At 31.3% G+C, this 22763-nt stretch carries 21 protein-coding genes; 9 read left to right on the plus strand and 12 right to left on the minus strand.

Annotated elements, in window-relative coordinates; translation table 11 throughout:
• Position 1: 1 nt before the first annotated feature.
• The 11 genes from FLACHUCJ7_RS11775 to FLACHUCJ7_RS11825 all read right to left on the minus strand — a co-directional run bounded on the left by FLACHUCJ7_RS11775 (position 2) and on the right by FLACHUCJ7_RS11825 (position 10807).
• Entirely contained in the window at positions 2-1057 is a 1056-nt protein-coding gene (locus tag FLACHUCJ7_RS11775; protein WP_180909032.1) for a CgeB family protein, read from the minus strand.
• Positions 1047-2381 carry a hypothetical protein gene (locus tag FLACHUCJ7_RS11780; protein WP_180909033.1) on the minus strand — a complete coding sequence of 445 codons (1335 nt, stop codon included), beginning with the start codon at positions 2379-2381 and terminating at the stop codon, positions 1047-1049. The genes FLACHUCJ7_RS11775 and FLACHUCJ7_RS11780 overlap by 11 nt, the downstream gene beginning before the upstream one ends.
• 33 nt (positions 2382-2414) lie before the next feature.
• Positions 2415-3554 (minus strand): glycosyltransferase family 4 protein, encoded by a 1140-nt coding sequence (locus tag FLACHUCJ7_RS11785; RefSeq protein WP_180909034.1) that lies wholly within the window; start codon positions 3552-3554, stop codon positions 2415-2417.
• A 34-nt stretch (positions 3555-3588) separates the two neighbouring features.
• Entirely contained in the window at positions 3589-4224 is a 636-nt protein-coding gene (locus tag FLACHUCJ7_RS11790; RefSeq protein WP_180909035.1) for an acyltransferase, read from the minus strand.
• 17 nt (positions 4225-4241) lie between these two features.
• Complete coding sequence (locus tag FLACHUCJ7_RS11795) at positions 4242-5681, minus strand: oligosaccharide flippase family protein (RefSeq protein WP_078226113.1); 1440 nt, start codon at positions 5679-5681, stop codon at positions 4242-4244.
• A gap of 32 nt (positions 5682-5713) precedes the next feature.
• Positions 5714-6307, minus strand: coding sequence for an acyltransferase (locus FLACHUCJ7_RS11800; RefSeq protein ID WP_078226112.1), 594 nt, complete (start codon positions 6305-6307; stop codon positions 5714-5716).
• Positions 6308-6402: 95 nt separating this feature from the next.
• A complete protein-coding gene (locus FLACHUCJ7_RS11805; protein ID WP_379780637.1) occupies positions 6403-7419 on the minus strand; it encodes an acyltransferase family protein in 1017 nt (338 codons plus the stop codon).
• Between the two features lie 171 nt (positions 7420-7590).
• Positions 7591-8673 carry a GDP-mannose 4,6-dehydratase gene (gene gmd, locus FLACHUCJ7_RS11810; protein ID WP_180909037.1) on the minus strand — a complete coding sequence of 361 codons (1083 nt, stop codon included), beginning with the start codon at positions 8671-8673 and terminating at the stop codon, positions 7591-7593.
• A gap of 89 nt (positions 8674-8762) precedes the next feature.
• Entirely contained in the window at positions 8763-9716 is a 954-nt protein-coding gene (locus tag FLACHUCJ7_RS11815; protein ID WP_180909038.1) for a GDP-L-fucose synthase family protein, read from the minus strand.
• Between the two features lie 6 nt (positions 9717-9722).
• Entirely contained in the window at positions 9723-10148 is a 426-nt protein-coding gene (locus FLACHUCJ7_RS11820; RefSeq protein ID WP_078226108.1) for an adenylyltransferase/cytidyltransferase family protein, read from the minus strand.
• A gap of 41 nt (positions 10149-10189) precedes the next feature.
• Positions 10190-10807, minus strand: coding sequence for an outer membrane beta-barrel protein (locus FLACHUCJ7_RS11825; protein ID WP_180909039.1), 618 nt, complete (start codon positions 10805-10807; stop codon positions 10190-10192).
• A gap of 627 nt (positions 10808-11434) precedes the next feature.
• Here FLACHUCJ7_RS11825 and FLACHUCJ7_RS11830 point away from each other — a divergent pair.
• From FLACHUCJ7_RS11830 to FLACHUCJ7_RS11845, 4 genes are all read left to right on the plus strand, one after another.
• Positions 11435-12400, plus strand: coding sequence for a T9SS C-terminal target domain-containing protein (locus FLACHUCJ7_RS11830; RefSeq protein ID WP_180909040.1), 966 nt, complete (start codon positions 11435-11437; stop codon positions 12398-12400).
• A gap of 93 nt (positions 12401-12493) precedes the next feature.
• Entirely contained in the window at positions 12494-14356 is a 1863-nt protein-coding gene (locus FLACHUCJ7_RS11835; RefSeq protein WP_180909041.1) for an ABC-F family ATP-binding cassette domain-containing protein, read from the plus strand.
• A 124-nt stretch (positions 14357-14480) separates the two neighbouring features.
• Entirely contained in the window at positions 14481-14942 is a 462-nt protein-coding gene (locus FLACHUCJ7_RS11840) for an FKBP-type peptidyl-prolyl cis-trans isomerase (RefSeq protein WP_078226104.1), read from the plus strand.
• A gap of 97 nt (positions 14943-15039) precedes the next feature.
• Complete coding sequence (locus FLACHUCJ7_RS11845; protein ID WP_180909042.1) at positions 15040-15819, plus strand: O-methyltransferase; 780 nt, start codon at positions 15040-15042, stop codon at positions 15817-15819.
• A gap of 55 nt (positions 15820-15874) precedes the next feature.
• Here the strand turns inward: FLACHUCJ7_RS11845 and FLACHUCJ7_RS11850 are convergent, their stop codons facing one another.
• A complete protein-coding gene (locus FLACHUCJ7_RS11850; RefSeq protein ID WP_180909043.1) occupies positions 15875-16531 on the minus strand; it encodes a DUF6565 domain-containing protein in 657 nt (218 codons plus the stop codon).
• 305 nt (positions 16532-16836) lie between these two features.
• On the opposite strand from FLACHUCJ7_RS11850, the gene FLACHUCJ7_RS11855 reads away from it, so the two are divergent.
• The 5 genes from FLACHUCJ7_RS11855 (at position 16837) to secA (ending at position 22680) form a co-directional block, all read left to right on the plus strand.
• Positions 16837-17523, plus strand: a complete 687-nt coding sequence (locus FLACHUCJ7_RS11855; RefSeq protein ID WP_078226100.1) for an ABC transporter ATP-binding protein — start codon at positions 16837-16839, stop codon at positions 17521-17523.
• A 62-nt stretch (positions 17524-17585) separates the two neighbouring features.
• The gene (locus FLACHUCJ7_RS11860; RefSeq protein ID WP_078226099.1) at positions 17586-18155 is read left to right on the plus strand and encodes a hypothetical protein; all 570 of its coding nucleotides are present in this window, start codon (positions 17586-17588) and stop codon (positions 18153-18155) included.
• Between the two features lie 54 nt (positions 18156-18209).
• Positions 18210-18779: a cob(I)yrinic acid a,c-diamide adenosyltransferase gene (locus tag FLACHUCJ7_RS11865; protein WP_180909044.1), complete on the plus strand. Its 570-nt coding sequence runs from the start codon at positions 18210-18212 to the stop codon at positions 18777-18779.
• 250 nt (positions 18780-19029) lie between these two features.
• Positions 19030-19251 (plus strand): DUF2795 domain-containing protein, encoded by a 222-nt coding sequence (locus FLACHUCJ7_RS11870; protein WP_007138072.1) that lies wholly within the window; start codon positions 19030-19032, stop codon positions 19249-19251.
• An 87-nt stretch (positions 19252-19338) separates the two neighbouring features.
• On the plus strand, positions 19339-22680 hold the full coding sequence (gene secA / locus FLACHUCJ7_RS11875) for a preprotein translocase subunit SecA (RefSeq protein ID WP_078226097.1): 3342 nt from the start codon (positions 19339-19341) through the stop codon (positions 22678-22680).
• Positions 22681-22763: the final 83 nt, after the last annotated feature.

Raw genomic sequence — 22763 nt, forward strand, 5'->3', positions numbered from 1 at the left:
CTTAAGATTTTGTAATTACTTCCTGAACAATTAATTTAATTCTACTTTTATTTGAATAACCTGAAGTGATACATCTTCTGTATCCTGATTCCACTAATTCTAATCTTTTATTTTCATTTTTTAAATAAAACAAACATTTTTCCAATAATTCTTTATCAGATGAAAAAAAATCTGCTTCTATTCCTTCGGTAAATAAGCGCGAATGTTCTGAAGTTCTCTCGGCCATTAAAAAACCCTTACATGCAGGAATTTCCATAGTTCTTGTAGTTTGTAAATCAAAATTCATTTTTCTTAAAAAACAAAGTGATATTTTAAAAGATGATAATGCTTTTGAGTAATCATCAGAAAACAAACCTTTATCCTCAATTTGAAGATTAGGAAATATATTTTTATATTGATTCCATTCGCCACCGCCCCAAACTCTAATATTAATACCATTTTTAGCAAGGAATAGGATGGTATTTGCTCTTTCTCCTTCCCAAGCTCCAATGAACCCCACATCTCCTCCTAATTTTTCTTTTTCAATATCATTTAGTTTTCGGGGAAAATGAAATTTATCTTCATAAGCATTATCAGTAAAAAGAACGTTTTTGACTCCCATTTTTTTTAGTTTCTCAACTATATAAGATTTAGTAGTTATGTAATGATCATAAGAAGGAAGACTCTCTATAAAATTGAAGCTTTGGTTGTGCCGTTGCGACATATCATCCGGAGAATATCCAACAATCTTTATTTTTGGATTTATAGCTTTAATTTTTTTTAAAGTTGAACTATTTATAAATATTCCTTTATCAATCCATATAATATCGTAATATTTTTGACTTGCAAGGGCTATGATTTTCTTATTAACTGACGAAAAATCGGGAAATCGCAAATTAAATCCTTTTTGAAACAAACTATTAATTATCCTTAAATAAATAGTATAATGTTTTGTTGTATCTATCCTATCTACTTCTCCCAATTCCTCTAATGCCCAGGTGCGATGCAAACAAGTATTGCTTTCTCCATACCCTGAAAAACCTCCTATAGATAAAATTCTCAACCTACTAACTTCCATATGAAAATAATCTAGTTTTATTTTTACTAATGAAATATATAAAAATAATTACAAAAAAGAATGCTTTTAAAAGACCATTTATTAATCCAATAAACTCTGTCTCAGCTTTAATCGCCCCAATAAAAACGACAATTATGCTAAAAAGATATAATATGTTTTTTTTAGACTTTGTGATACAAAAATTAAGTACACTATTAAGAGATAAACCATATATGCCCATAAAAATAAAACACCCAATTACACCAAATTCTGCATAGCCTATTCCAAGAGCATTAACTCCAACTGATGTTCCTTCGCCTAGATATCTCCCTGTATATAACATATAATTTTTACTATTATCAATATCCTTTTTATCGGCATATAGAATTCGAGGAATAATAGCATTTGCAAAATCTTCTAAAAGCACCTCCCCTTGAGTATGTTGTTTATATTTAGGCACATAACTAAAAATACTAGAATTCACTGACCCGGAACTAATTCTTTGAAGAAAAGAATTATCTGTGTCATTTTCAGATTTTTCAGAATTAAAAAGTATCGTAAAAAATAAACTTATATTGACCTCTCTCCCCCTGTCACTCCAAACTTTACTTCTGTACGCAGTTTTAGCCGTATTGATTACTGACAACATTAGTATACCAAGACCTAAAAGAATAATTATTTTTTTTTTGCTTAGAGAATAAATATTTGGTATGAAAATGATAAGCAAAAAACATTGCGAGATAAATTCAGCAAAAACTGATTGGTATATACATTTAAGAAAAAGTAGGGAATAAATAGCAATTACATATATTTTTTTATTAGGTATAGGGCTATACAATAACATAATAGCGGTAATAAAAGAAAAGCTATATATTATGGTAAAGATAAAATCTAAAGATGTTTTGAAAAAAAAAGAAACAACAAAAAAAACTAAACCAACCCAATAAATAGATTTAATAATTGAAATTGTCTTAGGCCTTGATATAATTTCTCTAATCTTCGTTTTATCAAGAATTGCTTTTTTGCTTCTTATAAATAAACATCCTGTAACAAAACTTAAATAAGCGCCTACAGTAATGGCCATATACTCATTTTCTGAGACCTGCATAAAATCTGGTTCTATTCTATACAATATAAACGGACCAATTATCCATTGAAATCCACTAACAAATAATATTAACTCTAAAATTGGAATTGTTTTTCCTAATTCATTTAAAAACTTATTTCCAATGTAAATAACGATCAATAATCCAATAGAAGACAAAATACTAACTCCATAAAAAGCTAATAACCAAATAATTAAAATTATTACTATAAAAAACTTAACATTTTGCTTTCTTTTCATTACTATCGGTAATCAGTTTTCTTAATCGCTTTTTTATTTGATTATATTGTTTAATATCTCTAAATATCTGACTCCATAATCGTTCCATGTAAAACCATTACTGACTTTTAGCTTTGCTTTTTGTCCCATTTCACGACAAACATCCGGATTTTGATACAAAAACAATAATTTTTCCTTTAATGCATTTACATCTCTAATATCTATAACAAAACCTTCTTCTCCATCTTTCGTAATTAAATCTTCACCACCTGTATTACTAGTACATATAAGTGGAAGTCCACATGCCATGGCTTGTGGCTGAACTAAAGCAAGCCCTTCCTCTAAAGACATTATAACAAACACAGAGGCTTGAGAATAATACCTATTCAATTCATTTTGGGGCTTATGTCCTAAGTATTTAATTTTATCACTTTGGAATCTTTCTACAATTGGTTTAATTTCTTCAGTCACTGTCCCTAAATGCCATAATTCACTATTAGGCAAATCTAATTCATTGAAAGCCTGTAATAAATAGTGTGCTCCTTTTCTAAAACTCAAACCACCTGCAAAAACAACCCTGAATAAATCATCCTCTTTTTCAATTTGTTTAAAAGAAGAAAGATCCACTCCATAAGGATTAAGCAATATTTTTTTTTCAGGAAATCCTTGTTCTATAAACGAACGTTTTACATAAGTTGAAGGGACCATAACATAATCTGTCAATTCATATTCTAACAATTCCCTCTGCCAAACTTTATAATTAGGTTTAAAAACTTTATTAAATTTTAAGAACTCTTCCTGAAGAATTCTCATTTGATAACTATAGTGGCTACTTCCTCTTTCAAGTATAGTTATTTTATTTAATTTTTTCGCTTCAATTATTGCTTCTAAACTGGCTCCACTCCAGGAAATTAAAACATCAGCATCTGATAAAAATTTCTTATTGCTATTTGCTTGTTTTTTATATAAAAAAATAGAAATAGAATTTTTCAAAAACGGGAACAATCTAATAAAATACCTATTTAAAAACTCTAATGATATATTGCTATGTATATTCTCGGTCCTAATTCCCCAACGCTTTGCAATTCTGTTAGGGTAAGTCGTGTTTAATTTAGACAATACCCCTGCTTTTTGCAATTGATTTGCCAAATCAAAAGCATGAAATCGCCCTACTACAGAAACAAGTACTTTCATTAATTTATTTTAATAAAATTTATAAAAAATATATTTAGTGTCTTTCTCTAATTAATTTTGCCGGATTACCTGCATAAATTCCACCAGATTTATAATGCCCTTTCACAATGCTTTGAGCTCCTATAATTGCATTATCTTCGATGATAGTACCAGGTAATATTGTTACATTATTTCCAATCCAAACGTTGTTACCAATAATTACTTCTTTCGTTATTATTCCACTGCCTTCATCAATTTCATGAAAATTAGAATCAATAATTGAGCAAAACCACGAAATAGAACAATTCTCACCTATAGAAATATTTTCTTTTGCATGAATAACTATTGGTCCTGAAAAATAAGTGCCATCGCCTATTGTCAACCTCGCATTTTTAAACAATTTTAATTGTAATCCACTAAAAAAATTTACACTCCCTTTAATATCCACAATCGTATTCTCTAAAAGTCTTACTGAGCTATAAAACCAAAATTGCCCATTATTTTTAGCATCAATATGTAGAGATCCTTTTATTTTTATTTGAGCACCTTTATCTAATAATATTAAAGTTCTTTTTCCTGTGTAGATATTTTTCTTAAAATCTCTAAATACAAAAACACGAATAAATATTGTTTTAAAAACAGAAAAGGTAGCACCGGAAATAAATATTTTTTTATAAATTCTTTTTATCATTATATCTTACTAAAATTTTATCTTCTTTTAAATTTATAAAACAAATCCAGAATCAGATTTCTATCAGCGATAAAAACTATAACCCCATAAACAATTGGAGATAAAATACTATTCAAGAAAAGATTGATATAGATGTTTTCAAAAAGTGTAGTTATTAAAAATATCCCTCCAAATATAATACTGCTAATGACAAAATATTTGATAAAAGGATATATCACCTCTCTAAAATTAATATCAAAATATTTATAAGAAAAATAAATAAGTATTGGACTGGAAGTAATATTAAAAAGTGATACTGCTATAGCTGTTCCTGTGGATTTATAGAAATAAGAGAATGGAATAATTAACATTAAAAAGTATATCGAAGACAAAACAGAATATAATGCCTGCTTTTTAAAATCCGCTTTTAAACGCAAAGCTACTGTCCATAAAGAACCAACCACCTGAAAACCAACCCCGATTGATAAAATTTGAACTAAATAAATGCAGTCATGCCATTTTTGTGGCAAAAACAGAAGAATTAATGGCTTCACTGAAACTGCCTGCCATAGAGCAAAAGGCATACCTAACAATGCTAAAACAGACGTTATTCTAAGTATTATTACTTTTAATTGTATTTTATCATCTTTTGGAACTTTACTTAAAGCCGGAAATAAAACCGGAGCAATACTTCCAACTAATAAACCTATTGCCTGAACACTTAAACTAAAAGCTAAATAATAAATTCCTACTTCAGACTGTAATGCAAATAAACCCAAAACTGCAAAATCAAATTGCTGAATAACCCTCTGGCAAATTGCGTAAATAAATCCCCATGCACTATTACTTACTAAATGATTCCATCGTTTGAAAGTTATTTTAAAAGCATATCCAATACCTGAATGAAAATTAAGATAAATATAATTTAGAAAAGCCACAATTACTGTTGGAATAACAAAACTATATACTCCAAAGGATAATAATGCCAGAATAATTGTAAACAGCTGTGTTAAAAAAACAGAATAAAACTGAGCTAAAGAAAGCTGCTTAAAACGCAGGGCAAGCCTTAATTTAGCATCCGGTATAACTGAAAAAGAATTAAACGGAATAGAAAGACTAAAAATTAAGACTAAATAAGTAATTTGAATATCGTTATAAATTATTCCTCCAATTACTCCTAAAATAAGAATAATAATCAAACAGGTTGCAGCTAAAACTAAAGTAATTGATTTTGCTAAAGGTATTAACACATTGAAAGATTTTCCCCGACTAATTAAAACGTCTGTTAATCCAAAATTTTGTAATACAATACCTAAACTTGTCAGCGTATAAACAAGGCTAATTTTACCAAAATCCTGAGGTAATAAAATCCAAGCTAAAATCAATTGCCCAAGCATTGAAAAAACCTTTGTCCCAATCATTTGGAAAGCACTCCAAATTGCGCCTGAAACTATGCTTTTTGATATATTATTTGTCACTATTTGATTATAATTTTAATCTTAATTTAAAATTATCGGTTTTTATATGTTCTTATATATGCTTTTAGGTCACCTCCTAATAAAGATTCAACAACAAGATTTTTATGCACTACTTTTCTTTGTCCTATTACAGTAGCAGGATTGCCCGAAACTACTGTCATTGATTCTACATCTTTCACTAATACACTTCCTCCACCGCAGACAGCACCATAACCAATATTTGTGCAAGATGGCATAACTAAAACATTAGTCGCAACCCAAACATAATCCTCAATTACAACTCCATAATTCTTTTGTTCCCATTCTTCTGAATGAATATTATGTGATGCTGTAATAATTTCTACATTCTGACCTAAAATCACGTTATTCCCAATAGTCACTTTAGATCTCAAATCAATATTATTTGTTTGAACAGAAGTATGGCTTCCAATTTTAAGATTTGAATTTGCTTTTTTCGCAAGTGACAATGGAATAACTGTACTTTCTCCTATTGTTGCTCCATTTTTCAGAGCAATATATCTTGAGTATTTTATTTCAAGATATTTTTTAAATCTTGGCAAAAGACCAATATAGAACTTCAACAAACTCCTACCTTGTATTCTGCTTTCATATATATCTTTTGTCATTTTGTAATTTTAAATAATTTAATAAACAAGACAACCAACAATAAATAAATATTTTCTTTAAAACATTCGTGACGAGATAAGTTAATTATAATGTATTATTTTGCATTATCACCGCTTAAAACAGGAGAATATTTTTTCTTTTTATTTATAAATTTCACTTCAAAAAAATAATATGAAATGGTTGCAAACACAATAGTAAAAAGAATAGTAACCGGATAAATGATATAATTACTGTAATTAAAATTCTTGCTTATCTTAATTGCAATAGTAATTGCTATTAAATGATACATATACAATCCATATGATATTCTTCCTAAAAAATTTGTCAAAGCATTTTCCATTGAAAAAATTCTATCCTTATTAGCTGCAAAATTTATAATTATAATTCCAAAAAATACAGAATAAAATTCTTTTTGAAAAAATGGCACAAACAAACCAATGGTTATAAAAAATAAAATACAAAACAAAGAAAAATACTGTATCGTTTTGGCAAACAACAATTCTCTTAAATAATAAGTAATCTTATTGTTTTCGAATAGAATTAAAGCAAAAACACCCCCTATCGCCATACAGTCAATCGAAATTGATTCCCAAAATTGATCAATTTCATTCATTAATGGATTAATTCGATTTAATTTTATAGCAAATTTTACAATCAAATAACCTACAATAATACCAAACATCAGCAACCATTTATTTTTTATATATTTATTTAATAATGGCCATATTAAATAAAATTGTTCTTCCGCTCCTACAGACCAAGCTTGGGTAGCATAGGGTATGCCACCTAAAAGTGTTAATGCTAAATTGGGCAAAAAGACAACATAGAGTACTATTTTAAATATAAAATTTTGAGAAACAATTTCTTTTCCAGCTACCGGAATTGTAAAAAAATCAATCTCAGGTAAGACAAAAGCAGAAATAATGATTAGAAAAAAATACAACGGCCATATTCTCAAAACTCTACGGATATAAAACTTTTTTACATCTATCGTATCAGTAATTTTTTTTTCTATAAAAAGAAGATAAGTAATGAGAAATCCGCTCAAAACAAAAAACAAAACTACTCCCAAACTACCTATTAACCTTATTGTATCACACCCAAACCACAAATTGGGCGTGATTTAAAAATAAATTTTTGGTTCTCAATATGATGTACTATAACAAGTAAAGCTGCTATAAATCTTATTGCGTTTAAATTTTCAAAATAAATTTTTGTGCTATCAAGCATTCATTAATAATTTTACTTTACTATATTTAATATTTTACAAATACAGTTTTTTTTAAAATAATTTCAAATCGCTTGCTACCATCTCTTTTACCAAAGCAGCTAAATCATATTGAGGTTTCCAGCCTAGTTTAGTTTTTGATTTAGTAGGATCACCAATTAAAAGATCTACTTCTGTAGGACGATAATATTCCGGATCAACACGTACTACAACTTTTCCTTTTTCTAATTGATATAATGGGTTGTTACAGGCTGCAATTTTAGCTACCTCACTTTCATTTTTTCCTTCAAAAGTCAGTTCTATTCCTACTTCTGCAAAAGACATCGTCACAAAGTCTCTGATATAGGTAGTTACACCTGTCGCTATAACATAATCTTCAGGTTTATCTTGTTGCAAAATTCTCCACATCGCTTCTACATAATCTTTGGCATGTCCCCAATCTCTTTGTGAGTTTAGATTGCCAAGATACAGACATTCTTGTTTTCCTTTTGCAATAGCGGCAGTAGCCATAGTAATCTTACGCGTTACGAAAGTTTCACCGCGTCTTGGAGACTCATGATTGAAAAGAATACCATTACATGCAAACATGTTATAAGCTTCACGATAATTTTTTGTTATCCAAAAACCATAGATTTTAGCGGCACCGTATGGAGAACGTGGATAAAATGGTGAGTTCTCATCATAAAATCCTTTTTCATTTTTATTTTCAGCCAGACCTCCATAAAGCTCTGAAGTAGAAGCCTGATATACTCTTGTCTTTTTCTCTAAACCTAATATTCTTACTGCTTCCAAAATTCGTAAAGTCCCTAATCCGTCAACATTAGCTACATATTCAGGAGAATCGAAAGACACTTTTACATGTGACATTGCTCCTAAATTATAAATTTCATCCGGTTGTACTTCCTGAATTATTCTGATAATATTTGTTGAATCTGTTAAATCTCCATAATGCAACTTAAAATCAACATTTGTTTCATGCTGATCCTGATAAATATGATCAATCCGTTGAGTATTAAAAGATGACGCTCGTCTTTTAACTCCGTGTACCTGATATCCCTTTTCTAATAATAGTTCAGCTAAATAAGATCCGTCCTGACCTGTTATTCCTGTTACTAATGCAACTTTTTTTGTACTCATATATTTTATGTTAACAACTCGTTAGTTATTTAGTTATCATTTGTTTAACAAACTAGATGCGTTCTAAATACTTAAAACATTTAAGTCATTCATTCCATTTTTACCTGCTTGAATGCTTCGCTATTTTTTAAAAACCAATCATAGGTTTTTTGAATTCCCTCCTGAAGTTCAATTTTATGTTTCCAGCCTAAATGATGCATTTTAGAAACATCCATCAATTTTCGTGGAGTTCCATCGGGCTTAGTAGCATCCCAGATAATTTCTCCTTTATGTCCGGTTATTTGCTGAATAGTTTCTGCTAAATGTTTAATAGTTAAATCTTCTCCTGTTCCTACGTTATATAAATAATCCGGTAATTTATTTTCTAATGCAAAAACTACAGCCTGCGCCATATCATCTACGAATAAAAATTCACGCATAGGAGTTCCGCTTCCCCAAAGAGTTACCGGGGCATTATTGTTTTCTTTAGCTTCATGGAATTTTCGAATCATAGCAGGCAAAACATGCGATGTATTTAAATCAAAATTATCATGCGTCCCATATAAATTTGTTGGCATTAAACTTACATAATCTTTGCCAAATTGATTTCTAATAGCCTGGCACGTTTTTACTCCGGTGATTTTGGCAATTGCATACCATTCATTGGTTGGCTCTAAAGTGTCTGTTAGCAGGTAATCTTCCTTTAAAGGTTGCGGTGCTAATTTTGGGTATATGCAAGAACTTCCTAAAAAAATAAATTTATCGACATTATTTTGTAAAGCTGAATCGATCAGATTATTTTGAATTTGCATGTTCTCCATAATAAACTGATACGGATAATCATTGTTGGCCAATATTCCCCCAACTCTTGCAGCCGCATCAATAATGACTTCTGGTTTTTCTTTGGTAATAAAATCACGAACAGCTTGTTGATTACGAAGATCAAGTTCTTTACTTGAAACACCTATCAAATTTGTAAATCCTTTATCAGTTAGTGTTCTCCAAATCGCACTTCCAACCATACCATTATGACCGGCGATATATATTTTAATATTCTTTTCCATTTTAACTTAAATTACTTTTAAAGCTTCTTTTTCAGCTACAACTTTTCTTAATCCGCTGCTTGAAAAACGATGATCCCTGGTATTAAAATACAACTCAATTCCTTTCGATTCGCAATATTCACGACCGGTAAAGTTTTTTTCGCGATACTCATCTCCTATAATACGAACATCTATTTTAAAAGAACGCAAAATATCTTCTAAATCCTGTTCAGTAGCATAAGGTACGATTTCATCTACGAACTTACATCCCTTCAGTTGTATATAACGTTCTACAACAGTTTGAGTAGGCCTGTTTTTTTCAGGTCTGTCCAATGTTGGATCCGTTTGTAATGCACAGATTAAATAATCACACTGACGCTTGGCCTCTTCTAACATAGTGATATGTCCGGCATGAAGCAAATCAAAGGCACTAAAAGTAATTCCTATTTTCATTATTTATTTTATATAAAAATGATTTTATAGTTTTTCTTAGATTAATAAGCTGAATCAGCATGGAAACGATTTTGTCCCAAAGCTACAATAAAACCAAAAGTAATACCCAACTGGCTTCCTGTACCTTGAGGAGATACATTTCCGTCAAAATACTTATTCTGCTCCACAGTAGCTTTGTATGTTAAATCTGTGAAAAAAGAAACTTTTTCATTTATTGCCACAAAGGGTTTTGCACCAAACATAAGAACTCCAACATAATCACTACCACTAAATTTACTTGACAGTTGACCAACACCTGCACCTGCATGAACCAGCAACCCAAATTGTCCTCCTGAATTTCTGGATATATCAATAACATTGCCTAAATTGTAGCAAAGTTCTAAACTGGCTATTCTCTGATCAGTCTTCTCTTTAACCTTGCTCTCAAACTGATCGAAACTTAAAGATCCTAATACCCCAACATTTTCAGAAAACATATAACGTAATGAACCCTGACCATGGGTTATTGATATTGTACCGCTCCCATCTTGTGCAGAAACATTTGATAAAGGAACAGCCAATCCAATTCCGGCTTCCATAAAGAGCTTATCGTATCTTAATCTGTATTGAGCTTGTGAAACTGTCGCAATTAATAATAAGGCAAAGAACATTTTTTTCATAAGTTGGTAATTTTGGGATTGTTATAATTTATAATAAATTTTTTAAAGATTATTTCCTAACATACAACATAATAAGCTGCTTTTTTATTCTCTTTTATCATCAATATTTTGTCAAATAATTAATAAATACATAATTTCTAAAAACAAAGTTAATACGAACGTTAAAAATAAATTATTTGAAAATATATAATAGTATTTTTCTTTATAAATTTGCAAAATTAATTGTATTTTAACACAGCTTCGCTCCTCAAAATCCCATTTTAAAGAAATTCAGAATAGATAAAATTTGTGCAAATGTATTGACATTTTTTAGATTATATACTTAAAAACATCAGGAGGCAATGAATAAAAGCTATACAAAAATACATTAATCTCATTATCAATCACATACAACTTAACACAAATTGTGGTCAATTTTTAAATTTTGATAAAAAAATAAGTTAAATTTAATTTAGTACCACTTAAAATAAAATAATACATTTTTTAATGTTAAATTTCTGACTTTTCAAAATTATTACTAAATCTATTTATACAATTAAATCATGTCTTTTTTATATATTGCAACTAATTTCAAATTATAATGCCTAAAACATAACTTTTAATATTTTAGTTTATTGCATTTTAATTATGAAAGAATATTTTATTTTTTGCTTTTTTTTTATCTCTACAGCTTACAGCCAAATTTCAGGATGTACAGATCCCTTTTCAAAAACATACAATTCGAATGCAACTCTAAATGATGGAAGCTGTCTGTACAAAACAATCAAAATAAAACCAGAATACTCAAAAACATTAAGCGATTCTATCAACGAGACTTCAGGAATTATTTCATTTGCAGATTTATTATGGACCCACAATGATGATCATGATAAAACTATCTACGGATTGGATTCTTTGGGGAAAATTAAAAAAAAAATAATTCTGGAACACACCATAAATAACGATTGGGAAGAAATCTCGCAAGACAGTTCGTATTTATATATTGGGGATTTTGGAAATAATTATGCAGGAAACAGAGTCAACTTGAAAATCTTAAAAATTGAGAAAAAATCATTTTTAAAAGAAGATCCAATAATTGAAACTATTTCATTTTCATATTCAGACCAAACTGATTTTTCTTCAAAGAAACCAAACACTACAAATCTGGATTGTGAAGCTTTTATTGTCACAAAGGATAGTATCTACTTGTTTACAAAACAATGGAAATCATCAAAAACAAGTATTTACACTTTACCAAACAAATCCGGAATTCATAAAGCAACACTAAAAGAAACACTTGATACAAAAGGGTTAGTAACAGGTGCCACTTATATAGAATCAAAAAAACTAATTGCTCTTTGTGGCTATTCAGCAAAAGGAAAATCGTTTATATATCTTCTGTACGATTTTAAAAATCATGATTTTTTATCCGGAAACAAACGAAGAATAAGTCTTAAACTTTCTTTTCATCAGATAGAGGGAATTACAACCCAAGATGGTTTGCATTATTATTTAACCAACGAAGCTTTAATTAAAAAACCTATTTTAAATGTTCGACAACAGATCCATTACTTCGATTTAAGTCCTATATTGAATTCCTATCTCCATAAATAATTCGCAAATCGTAATATAATAGTTTACTTTTGCAAAAAAGTTGTGTTTTGTAAATCATTCATAACTTATAATTTATAACTCATAATTTACAAAGTGAATTACCTATCTGTAGAAAATATATCGAAGTCTTTTGGCGAAAGAACGCTTTTTGACAACATTTCATTCGGAATCAATAAAGATCAAAAAATTGCTTTTATTGCTAAAAATGGTTCTGGAAAAACAACCATTATGAGCATTATTAATGGCTTAGATGAACCAGATACAGGTCAGGTTGTTTTAAGAAAAGGTATTAGAATGGCATTTCTTTCTCAGGATAATAATCTTCAGGACGAACTGACTATTGAAGAAAGTATTTTTGCTTCAGACAATGAAACTTTAAAAATTATTGAAGCTTACGAAAAAGCATTAGAGAACCCGAATGACGAAGAAGCATACCAAAAAGCTTTTGACGGAATGGATCAGCACAATGCGTGGGATTTTGAAACGCAATACAAGCAGATTTTATTCAAATTAAAACTGGAAGATTTTAAACTGAAAGTAAAAAATCTTTCCGGGGGACAAAAAAAGCGTCTTTCATTAGCTATAATTCTAATCAATCGACCTGATTTACTGATTTTGGATGAGCCAACCAACCATTTAGATCTTGAAATGATTGAATGGCTGGAAAGTTATTTTGCCAAAGAAAATATCACGCTGTTTATGGTAACACACGACCGTTTCTTTTTAGAACGTGTATGCAATGAAATTCTGGAGTTAGATAACGGAAAATTATATCAGTACAAAGGAAATTACTCCTATTATTTAGAGAAAAAAGAAGAGCGAATTACCTCTGAAAATGCGAGTGTTGATAAAGCCAAAAACTTATTTGTAAAAGAATTAGAATGGATGCGCCGCCAGCCTAAAGCAAGAACGACGAAATCAAAATCGCGTCAGGATGATTTTTACGTAATTAAAGAAAAAGCTCAAAGCCGTAGAAAAGAAAACAAAGTCGAACTTGAAATCAACATGGAAAGAATGGGGAGCAAAATTATTGAGCTTCACAAAATTTCTAAAAAGTTTAAAGATCACGTTATTCTGGATAATTTCAGTTTCGATTTCCAAAGAGGAGAACGTATCGGAATTATTGGTAAAAACGGAACTGGAAAATCAACTTTTTTAAACCTTTTAACCGGTACACTTCCTCTTGACAGCGGGCGTGTCGTAAAAGGCGATACAATAAAAATTGGATATTATACCCAAAGCGGAATTAATCCCAAACCGGGACAGCGTGTTATCGATATTATTAAGGAATATGGTGAATATATTCCGCTTGCAAAGGGAAAAATGATTTCAGCTTCACAGTTACTGGAGCGTTTTCTTTTTGATGCCAAAAAACAATATGATTTCGTTGAAAAATTAAGTGGTGGCGAATTAAAACGTTTATATTTATGCACGGTTTTGATTCAGAATCCAAACTTTTTGATTCTCGATGAGCCAACAAACGATTTAGATATTGTAACACTAAATGTTTTAGAGAGTTTCCTTTTAGACTACCCTGGTTGTTTATTAGTGGTTTCACACGACCGTTATTTCATGGATAAAATTGTCGATCATTTATTTGTTTTCAGAGGAAATGGTGAGATCGAAAATTTCCCGGGAAACTATTCTGATTTCAGAGCTTATGAAGACAGTGCGGATGTTGCCCAAAAAGAAGAAAACAAAGCCGAAAAGAAAGATTGGAAACAAAATAATCCAACTGGAAACCTGACTTTTAACGAGCAAAAAGAATATCAAAAACTAGAAAAAGAAATCAAAGATTTAGAAATTGATAAAACCAAAATCGAACAATTATTCTCTGACGGAAAGGTTGCCGATGCTGACATCGAGAAAAAAGCAAACGAATTACAAAATATCATCAGCAAAATAGATCACAAAGAAGAACGCTGGTTTGAGCTTTCTGCTAAAATTGAAGGCTAATTATTAATTGAGTTAAAAAAAGCCACAGCGATACGTTACATTTTATTATTATGATTTTTTGTATTTACTTTGACAATCTTTGTAAAACAAAAAATCAATATATCATACTAAATTTAAAACAGTTATGAAACAAATCCTATTTTCTCTAATCGCCTTAACACTTTTTATTTCGTGTAACCCGGACAATGCAGAACCACAAATAGCAAAAGATTACACTGCTGAAAATGAAAAAGAAATTACAGATTATATAGCTAAAAACAATTTAACCGCGCTAAGAAGTAATACGGGACTATATTATGTGATTAATGAACCCGGAGAAGGAACACAGCCAACAGCAACATCTAATGTCACAGTTGCTTATAAAGGCTATTATACTAACGGAACAATATTTAACTCCATTACTACCTCATCTTTTGGATTAAACCAAGTTATAAAAGGCTGGACTGAGGGCATTCCGTATTTTAAAACCGGCGGAAGCGGTGTTTTATTAATTCCGTCCCATTTAGCATATGGAAGTTTTGATTATAGAGGAATTCCAGGCGGCTCAGTACTTATTTTCGATGTTAAATTGATTTCGGTTAATTAAACATTACACGGAGATTCACAAAAGAATCACAGAATTACACTAACTTTTTTTTACGAATCTTTGTGTTTGTATTTTGTGAATCTTTGCGAAACAAAACATGCAGCATCAAATAAAATCATATCTAAAATTCCTTTGGAAATCCAAAAATGAACATGGAGTACATTCTCCATTTGTTTTTAGTTTATTAACGAAATGCTTTTACGATAAAAAATCAAAACCTGAATATTCAACTCTTAATAACTATCGAAAATCATTTTTAGAGAATAAAAACTTTATTAATGTAACTGATTTTGGAGCAGGTTCAAAAGTTTTCAAATCCAATAAAAGACAGATTTCAAAAATTGCAAAAACTGCAGGAATTTCTAAAAAACGTGCTGAATTATTATTTCGCGTAACTAATTATTTTGAGCCAAAAAATATTCTTGAAATCGGGACTTCATTAGGTTTAGCAACTTCTGCCCTTGCCTTAGGAAATCCAAAAGCAAAAATCATTACTTTAGAAGGCTGCCTGCAAACTGCAAACCAATGTCAATTGCAGCTGCAAAGATTCAATTTCAATAATGTTGAAAATGTAATTTCAGAATTTGAACTGTATCTGAATAACCTGAAACCAGAAACTTTAAACTTTGAACTAATTTACTTTGACGGTAATCATTCTAAAAAAGCAACTTTAGCTTATTTTGAACTTTTACTACCTACGATTGACAATGATTCCGTTTGGATTTTTGATGATATTCATTGGTCTTCAGAAATGGAGGAAGCTTGGGAAATTATAAAAAAACATCCAAAAGTAACCGTGACAATTGATACTTTTCAATGGGGGTTTGTATTTTTCAGACGTGAGCAGGAAAAAGAACACTTTATCATCAGGGCATAAAAAAATGACAACCATTTCTAATTGTCATATTCAAAACTAAATAAACCTAAATAACCTATTTCTTAGCTGCGGCAGTTTCTTCAGATTTAGCTCCCATTCTGTTTACAGTATACATAGGCGCAAATTTGATTTTTAAGCCTGCAATTTTTCTGTTATCTTCTGCTGAGAGACCTTCTTTTTCGACTGTATTTTTACGACTGTCAAGTGCTTCATACATCAATTTAATTTCATCCCAGTCTTCACGTGAATAACTGTCTTTATTATTTTCTACTGTATGTACAAATTGTTGATACACACTATGAATATTTTTAGCATTTACCCAGTCAAAACTCATGTCGTCACCAATTTTTCCTTCTCCAAATAAAGCATTACGCAATTGTTGTTTCGGACTTACAGGCGGCGCAAGTTTAGCTGCCATATCATTTTTAAATTCTTCATATTTAATTTTGCTCGTATTTATTCTTTCCGTTTCAGCTGTATTATCCTTAATATCCGCAAGCGCTAGTTGTGCATTTTCTGCTCTCTTGTCATATTCCGCTTCAACAGCTGCCCAATCTGCTTTCAAATCTTCTGCCGCAACATTTTTTACTGAATCCACATAAGCTACATATGAATCAATCGTCTTCTTAGCTTGTTCTTGTTTCTCGTCTTTACATGATGTAAAACCCAATGCAATCAATACAATTGCTGATAAAATTTGTATATTTTTCATAATTCTAATTTTTAAAAGTTACAAACAAATATAGTTAAAAAAACAACTAAAAGTAGATTATTATTAAAAATTAGGCTTTTTATTTAAAAATAACTTAATTAATTTTAATAAATATGATAATTATGTAAAATTTAATCGAAATCATATAACACCTTTTTTTGACGAACCATAATTTTCTACAGAATTCAAAGTATTGCAATGAATGACTATTTAGATTGTAAAGCCTGTAACAAAAATCAATTAAATACTACTTACCAATTATTGAAAAGGGTTTTGTACTTTTAAATCCAAAATTGTAAAACAAAATGGCAAATCCATTAATTAAAATAACTGACATAAGACGAAATTTTGTGCTGGGTAATGAAATCGTTTATGTTTTAAAAGGAATTAATTTAGAAATCAATAAAGGAGAATATGTGGCGTTAATGGGACCTTCAGGATCCGGAAAATCTACTTTAATGAATTTATTGGGATGTTTAGACACACCAACTTCCGGTCGTTATGTCTTGAACGGAAAAGATGTAAGTCAGATGAAAGATGATGAACTGGCGGGAATTCGTAATACAGAAATTGGTTTTGTTTTTCAAACTTTTAATCTTTTACCCAGAACGACCGCATTAGATAATGTTGCATTGCCCATGATTTATGCAGGATATTCTAAATCTGAAAGAAACGCAAGAGCGACAGAAGTATTAAAACAAGTAAATCTTGCAGACCGAATGGATCATCAGCCGAATCAGCTTTCGGGAGGACAGCGCCAGCGTGTGGCAATTGCCCGTGCTCTTGTTAACAAACCATCCATTATATTAGCCGATGAACCAACAGGAAACCTGGACAGTAAAACTTCTGTAGAAATCATGAAGCTTTTTGGAGATATTCATGCGCAGGGAAATACTGTGATTCTGGTAACACACGAAGAAGATATTGCCGCTTATGCGCATCGAGTTATTCGTTTACGAGATGGATTGATTGAAAGCGATACTACGAAATAATTTCAGATTTCAAATACTTTAAAAAGTTTATTTGGTTAATTGTTTAATCGGAAAAGAAAAAAATGACCAATTTTATTAAATCTATTTTATTAGCTTTTTTGTTTTTAACGTCTTGTAAAAATACCTCCGTAAAAAACAATGAAAATTCTAAACTATTACCTCCAAAAATTGAAAGTGTAAAAATACGTTGGGCAACTACAAACGAATTTGTAGTTAGTATTGATAGTCTTTTATCTTACGAGAAAAAATTTGAATGTGATTCGGTTATTGGAGTTAATTATATAGGTTTTGATGGAAATGGACATTCATTTTATCCCATAAATAAAAGAGGAAGATCTGTTAACACCATAAAAAGCAGAAAGAAACTCGATCGCAATCAAATTTTAAAATTAAATGCAATTATTGGAGACAAAAAAACATTTGAAAATCCAAATCTGACGGCTTGTTACAATCCAAGACTTGGATTTATTTATTTTAAGGATAATAAAATAATTTGTCAAACACAGATTTGTTTAGAATGCTCTCAACTTGAGTCGACCGCAAAAACTGCGGGAATAAAAAGCGATGCCTTTAATGACAAAGCCCATAAAAAATTAACAAAACTAAGTAATGAACTTGGCTTAAACAACTAATAAAAAAAGCTTAGTGCCTTAGCATCTGAGAACCTTAGCATCTTAAAAGAAAAAATGAAAGTATATACCAAAACAGGAGACAAAGGAACCACGGCTCTTTTTGGAGGCACACGTGTTCCTAAAGATCATATCAGGATTGACAGCTACGGAACTGTTGACGAATTGAACTCTTATATCGGACTAATCCGGGATCAGGAAATTGATTCGCATTATAAAACTATTTTAATCGAAATTCAGGATCGTCTTTTTACTGTTGGTGCCATTTTGGCAACTCCTCAGGAAAAAGAAGTTTTAAAAAACGGCAAACTACGATTAGAAAATCTTGGAATAATTGATTCTGATATTGAATTACTGGAAAATGAAATAGATAAAATGGAGGAAAGTCTACCGCCAATGACCCATTTTGTTTTACCGGGTGGCCATCCAACCGTGTCACATTGTCATATTGCGCGTTGTATTTGCCGTCGTGCAGAACGCTTAGCAGTTCATTTAAGCCATAACGAACACGTTCCTGAAATCGCAATTATGTATTTAAACCGACTTTCTGACTACCTTTTTGTCTTGGCACGGAAGTTGTCCTCTGACCTCAAAGCGGATGAAGTGAAATGGATCCCCAGAAAATAAATTTTCTGCAAGTTCCAATTTTTTAAGCCCCAAATTCCAATAAAAAATAAAATTATTTCGAATTTTTAAAACGAAATAAATCTTAAAAATTTGGAATTTAAATATTGAGATTTCAAGGGTCTTTTTTGGGATTTGGAATTTAAATATTGGAATTAACAAGCGACGTTCTTAAATTTTATTAAAATAAATCAAATTTTACTTGTCTTTTTCAGTAAAAAATTTATTTTTGCACAAACTAAATCGACAAAAGATGTATTGGACATTAGAATTAGCATCCTATTTAAGTGATGCACCGTGGCCTGCTAACAAAGACGAACTTATTGACTACGCTATTAGAGCAGGAGCTCCTTTGGAAGTAGTAGAAAACCTACAGTCGATTGAAGACGAAGGCGAGATATATGAATCAATGGAAGAAATTTGGCCTGATTATCCAACAGACGAAGATTATCTTTGGAATGAGGATGAATATTAAAAAATAAACCAAAGGAAAAAGTCTCATCACCGAGGCTTTTTTTTTGGTTCAAATACACATTTACACAAAATAGAAATACAATAAATCATGAGTTTCATAAACAGTATTATTAAAGTCTTTGTAGGTGATAAATCACAGAAAGATGTTAAAGCTCTACAGCCTTATTTAAACAAAATTAAAACATTCGAAACCAGCTTAATGAGTTTGTCTCACGACGAATTGAGAGCTAGGACTACATATTTTAAACAAAAAATAAAAGAAGCCAGAGCTGATAAAGATGCTAAAATTGCTTCGCTTAAAGCAGAAGTAGAAAACATCGAAGACATCGATAAAAGAGAAGATCTTTATGATGCTATTGACACTCTTGAAAAAGAAGCTTACGAAATCTCCGAAAAGACTTTATTAGAAATTCTTCCTGAAGCCTTTTCTGTTGTTAAAGAAACTGCACGTCGTTTTAAAGACAATTCTTTTATTGAGGTTACCGCAACTGCAAAAGACCGCGAATTTTCAGCAACAAAAACATATGTTACTATTGAAGGTGACAAAGCTACATGGGCAAACAAATGGAATGCTGCCGGTAAAGAAATTACCTGGGATATGATTCATTATGATGTTCAGTTAATTGGTGGTATGGTTTTGCACGAAGGTAAAGTTGCCGAAATGCAAACAGGTGAAGGTAAAACTTTGGTTGCTACACTTCCGTTATACTTAAATGCTTTAACCGGAAACGGAGTTCATTTAGTAACTGTGAATGATTACCTTGCAAAACGTGATAGCACATGGAAAGCACCTTTATTCGAATTTCACGGTTTAACTGTTGATTGTATCGATAATCACCAGCCAAGTACGGAACAAAGAAAAAAAGCATACGACGCTGATATCACTTACGGAACCAACAACGAATTTGGTTTTGATTATTTAAGAGATAATATGGCACACTCGCCAAGCGATCTTGTACAAAGAAAACACAACTATGCAATTGTCGATGAGGTCGATTCTGTATTAATTGATGATGCAAGAACGCCACTTATTATTTCAGGACCGGTTCCTCAAGGAGATCGCCATGAATTTAATGAGTTGAAACCAAAAATCGAAAACTTAGTTGCACAACAGCGTCAGTTAGCAAATGGTTTCTTAGCAGAAGCTAAAAAATTAATCAAAGACGGAAATACCAAAGAAGGTGGCTTCTTATTGTTGAGAGCTTACAGAAGTTTACCTAAAAATAAAGCATTAATTAAATTTTTGAGTGAAGAAGGAATCAAACAATTGCTTCAAAAAACCGAAAACCAATACATGCAGGATAACAATCGCGAAATGCACAAAGTGGATGAAGCTTTGTATTTTGTAATTGAAGAAAAAAACAATCAGGTTGAATTGACTGATAATGGTATCAAATACCTTTCAGGAGATACAGATGCAGACTTTTTCGTGCTTCCGGATATTGGAACTGAAATTGCTGCTATCGAAAAACAAAAATTAGATAAAGACGCTGAAGCGGAAGCAAAAGAAAGATTGTTTCAGGATTTTGGTGTAAAAAGCGAGCGTATTCATACTCTTACTCAGCTTTTAAAAGCTTACGCTCTTTTCGAAAAAGACGTAGAGTACGTTATCATGGACAACAAAATTATGATTGTCGATGAGCAAACAGGTCGTATAATGGATGGCCGTCGTTATTCTGACGGTTTACACCAGGCGATCGAGGCTAAAGAAAATGTAAAGATTGAAGCTGCTACACAAACTTTTGCAACAGTTACATTACAGAATTATTTCAGAATGTACAGCAAATTAGGAGGTATGACAGGTACAGCGGTTACAGAAGCTGGCGAGTTATGGCAGATTTATAAACTGGATGTTGTTGAAATTCCAACCAACCGCGCTATTTCAAGACAAGATAAAGAAGATTATATCTACAAAACTACCCGTGAGAAATTCAATGCTGTTATTGAAGATGTAACAGAATTATCAAAAGCAGGAAGACCGGTATTAATTGGAACAACGTCTGTAGAGATTTCAGAATTATTAAGCCGTATGTTAAAAATGAGAGGCGTTACACATAACGTTTTGAATGCTAAAATGCACAAACAAGAGGCTCAAATTGTAGAAGAAGCAGGTAAAGCCGGAGTTGTAACCATTGCAACAAACATGGCTGGTCGTGGTACCGATATTAAATTGTCTCCAGAAGTTAAAGCTGCCGGAGGTTTAGCAATCGTGGGTACAGAGCGTCATGATTCTCGTCGTGTTGACAGACAGTTGCGTGGTCGTGCAGGACGTCAGGGAGATCCGGGAAGTTCACAATTCTATGTTTCTCTTGAAGATAACCTAATGCGTTTATTTGGTTCTGAAAGAGTGGCAAAAGTGATGGACAGAATGGGACTTCAGGAAGGTGAAGTTATCCAGCATTCGATGATGACTAAATCTATCGAACGTGCTCAGAAAAAAGTAGAAGAAAATAACTTTGGTGTTCGTAAACGTTTATTAGAATATGATGATGTAATGAACTCTCAACGTGAAGTAGTTTACAAACGCCGTCGCCATGCATTGTTTGGTGAGCGTTTGAAACTGGATATTGCAAACATGCTTTATGATACCTGCGAATTAATCGTTAGTCAAACAAAACCTGTAAATGATTTCAAAAATTTCGAATTTGATTTGATTCGTTATTTCTCAATCACTTCTCCAATTTCTGAAGCAGATTTCTTAAAATTATCTGATATCGAAATTACAGGAAAAATCTACAAAGAAACTTTAGCGTTCTATACAGAGAAAACTGAAAGAAGCGCAAGAGAAGCTTTCCCAATCATTAAAGGAGTTTACGAAGAGCCAAACAATCATTTTGAGCGTATCGTAGTTCCGTTTACTGACGGAATCAAAACCTTGAATGTGGTTACAGATTTGAAAAAAGCATACGATAGCGAAGGGGCTCAGTTAATTGCTGATTTCGAGAAAAACATTACTCTTTCTATTGTTGATGAAGCCTGGAAAAAACACTTACGTAAAATGGACGAATTGAAACAATCTGTTCAATTGGCTGTTCACGAACAGAAAGATCCATTGCTTATTTACAAATTAGAAGCTTTTAATTTATTTAGAGGAATGTTGGACAACGTAAATAAAGAAGTAATTTCATTCTTATTCAAAGGTGATTTACCAGCTCAAAACGTTCCTGAAATTCACGAAGCAAGAGAAGTTCGTCAAAAAGAAAACTTCAAATTAAGCAAAGATGAAATTCCGAATAGTGAAGACATCAACCGTGAAGCCGGAGAAACGCAACAGCGTCAGGTTACAGAAACGATTGTTAGAGATATGCCAAAAATCAACCGTAATGATACTGTAACAGTTCAGGAAGTTGCTACAGGTAAAACAGAAACAATGAAATATAAAAAGGCTGAAACTTTAATTGCCAATGGCACATGGGTTCTTGTAAAATAAGTTACAATTTACAGTCGCAATCTCAGTTTACACTAAAAACTGAAAACTGAGACTGAAAACTAAAATACAAGTTAGCGTTACAA

Origin of the sequence: Flavobacterium salmonis (assembly GCF_903819435.1) — a bacterium.
In the GTDB taxonomy this organism is placed as follows: Bacteria; Bacteroidota; Bacteroidia; order Flavobacteriales; family Flavobacteriaceae; genus Flavobacterium; species Flavobacterium chungangense.

Bases quoted from the DNA above. Each gene is read 5' to 3' on its own strand.
- gmd (WP_180909037.1), bottom strand. From the start codon at position 8,673: ATGAGTACAAAAAAAGTTGCATTAGTAACAGGAATAACAGGTCAGGAC.
- FLACHUCJ7_RS11850 (WP_180909043.1), bottom strand. From the start codon at position 16,531: ATGAAAAATATACAAATTTTATCAGCAATTGTATTGATTGCATTGGGT.
- FLACHUCJ7_RS11840 (WP_078226104.1), top strand. From the start codon at position 14,481: ATGAAACAAATCCTATTTTCTCTAATCGCCTTAACACTTTTTATTTCG.
- FLACHUCJ7_RS11815 (WP_180909038.1), bottom strand. From the start codon at position 9,716: ATGGAAAAGAATATTAAAATATATATCGCCGGTCATAATGGTATGGTT.
- FLACHUCJ7_RS11790 (WP_180909035.1), bottom strand. From the start codon at position 4,224: ATGATAAAAAGAATTTATAAAAAAATATTTATTTCCGGTGCTACCTTT.
- FLACHUCJ7_RS11825 (WP_180909039.1), bottom strand. From the start codon at position 10,807: ATGAAAAAAATGTTCTTTGCCTTATTATTAATTGCGACAGTTTCACAA.
- FLACHUCJ7_RS11830 (WP_180909040.1), top strand. From the start codon at position 11,435: ATGAAAGAATATTTTATTTTTTGCTTTTTTTTTATCTCTACAGCTTAC.
- FLACHUCJ7_RS11860 (WP_078226099.1), top strand. From the start codon at position 17,586: ATGACCAATTTTATTAAATCTATTTTATTAGCTTTTTTGTTTTTAACG.
- FLACHUCJ7_RS11865 (WP_180909044.1), top strand. From the start codon at position 18,210: ATGAAAGTATATACCAAAACAGGAGACAAAGGAACCACGGCTCTTTTT.
- FLACHUCJ7_RS11780 (WP_180909033.1), bottom strand. From the start codon at position 2,381: ATGAAAAGAAAGCAAAATGTTAAGTTTTTTATAGTAATAATTTTAATT.
- FLACHUCJ7_RS11820 (WP_078226108.1), bottom strand. From the start codon at position 10,148: ATGAAAATAGGAATTACTTTTAGTGCCTTTGATTTGCTTCATGCCGGA.
- secA (WP_078226097.1), top strand. From the start codon at position 19,339: ATGAGTTTCATAAACAGTATTATTAAAGTCTTTGTAGGTGATAAATCA.
- FLACHUCJ7_RS11855 (WP_078226100.1), top strand. From the start codon at position 16,837: ATGGCAAATCCATTAATTAAAATAACTGACATAAGACGAAATTTTGTG.
- FLACHUCJ7_RS11775 (WP_180909032.1), bottom strand. From the start codon at position 1,057: ATGGAAGTTAGTAGGTTGAGAATTTTATCTATAGGAGGTTTTTCAGGG.
- FLACHUCJ7_RS11785 (WP_180909034.1), bottom strand. From the start codon at position 3,554: ATGAAAGTACTTGTTTCTGTAGTAGGGCGATTTCATGCTTTTGATTTG.
- FLACHUCJ7_RS11845 (WP_180909042.1), top strand. From the start codon at position 15,040: ATGCAGCATCAAATAAAATCATATCTAAAATTCCTTTGGAAATCCAAA.
- FLACHUCJ7_RS11800 (WP_078226112.1), bottom strand. From the start codon at position 6,307: ATGACAAAAGATATATATGAAAGCAGAATACAAGGTAGGAGTTTGTTG.
- FLACHUCJ7_RS11870 (WP_007138072.1), top strand. From the start codon at position 19,030: ATGTATTGGACATTAGAATTAGCATCCTATTTAAGTGATGCACCGTGG.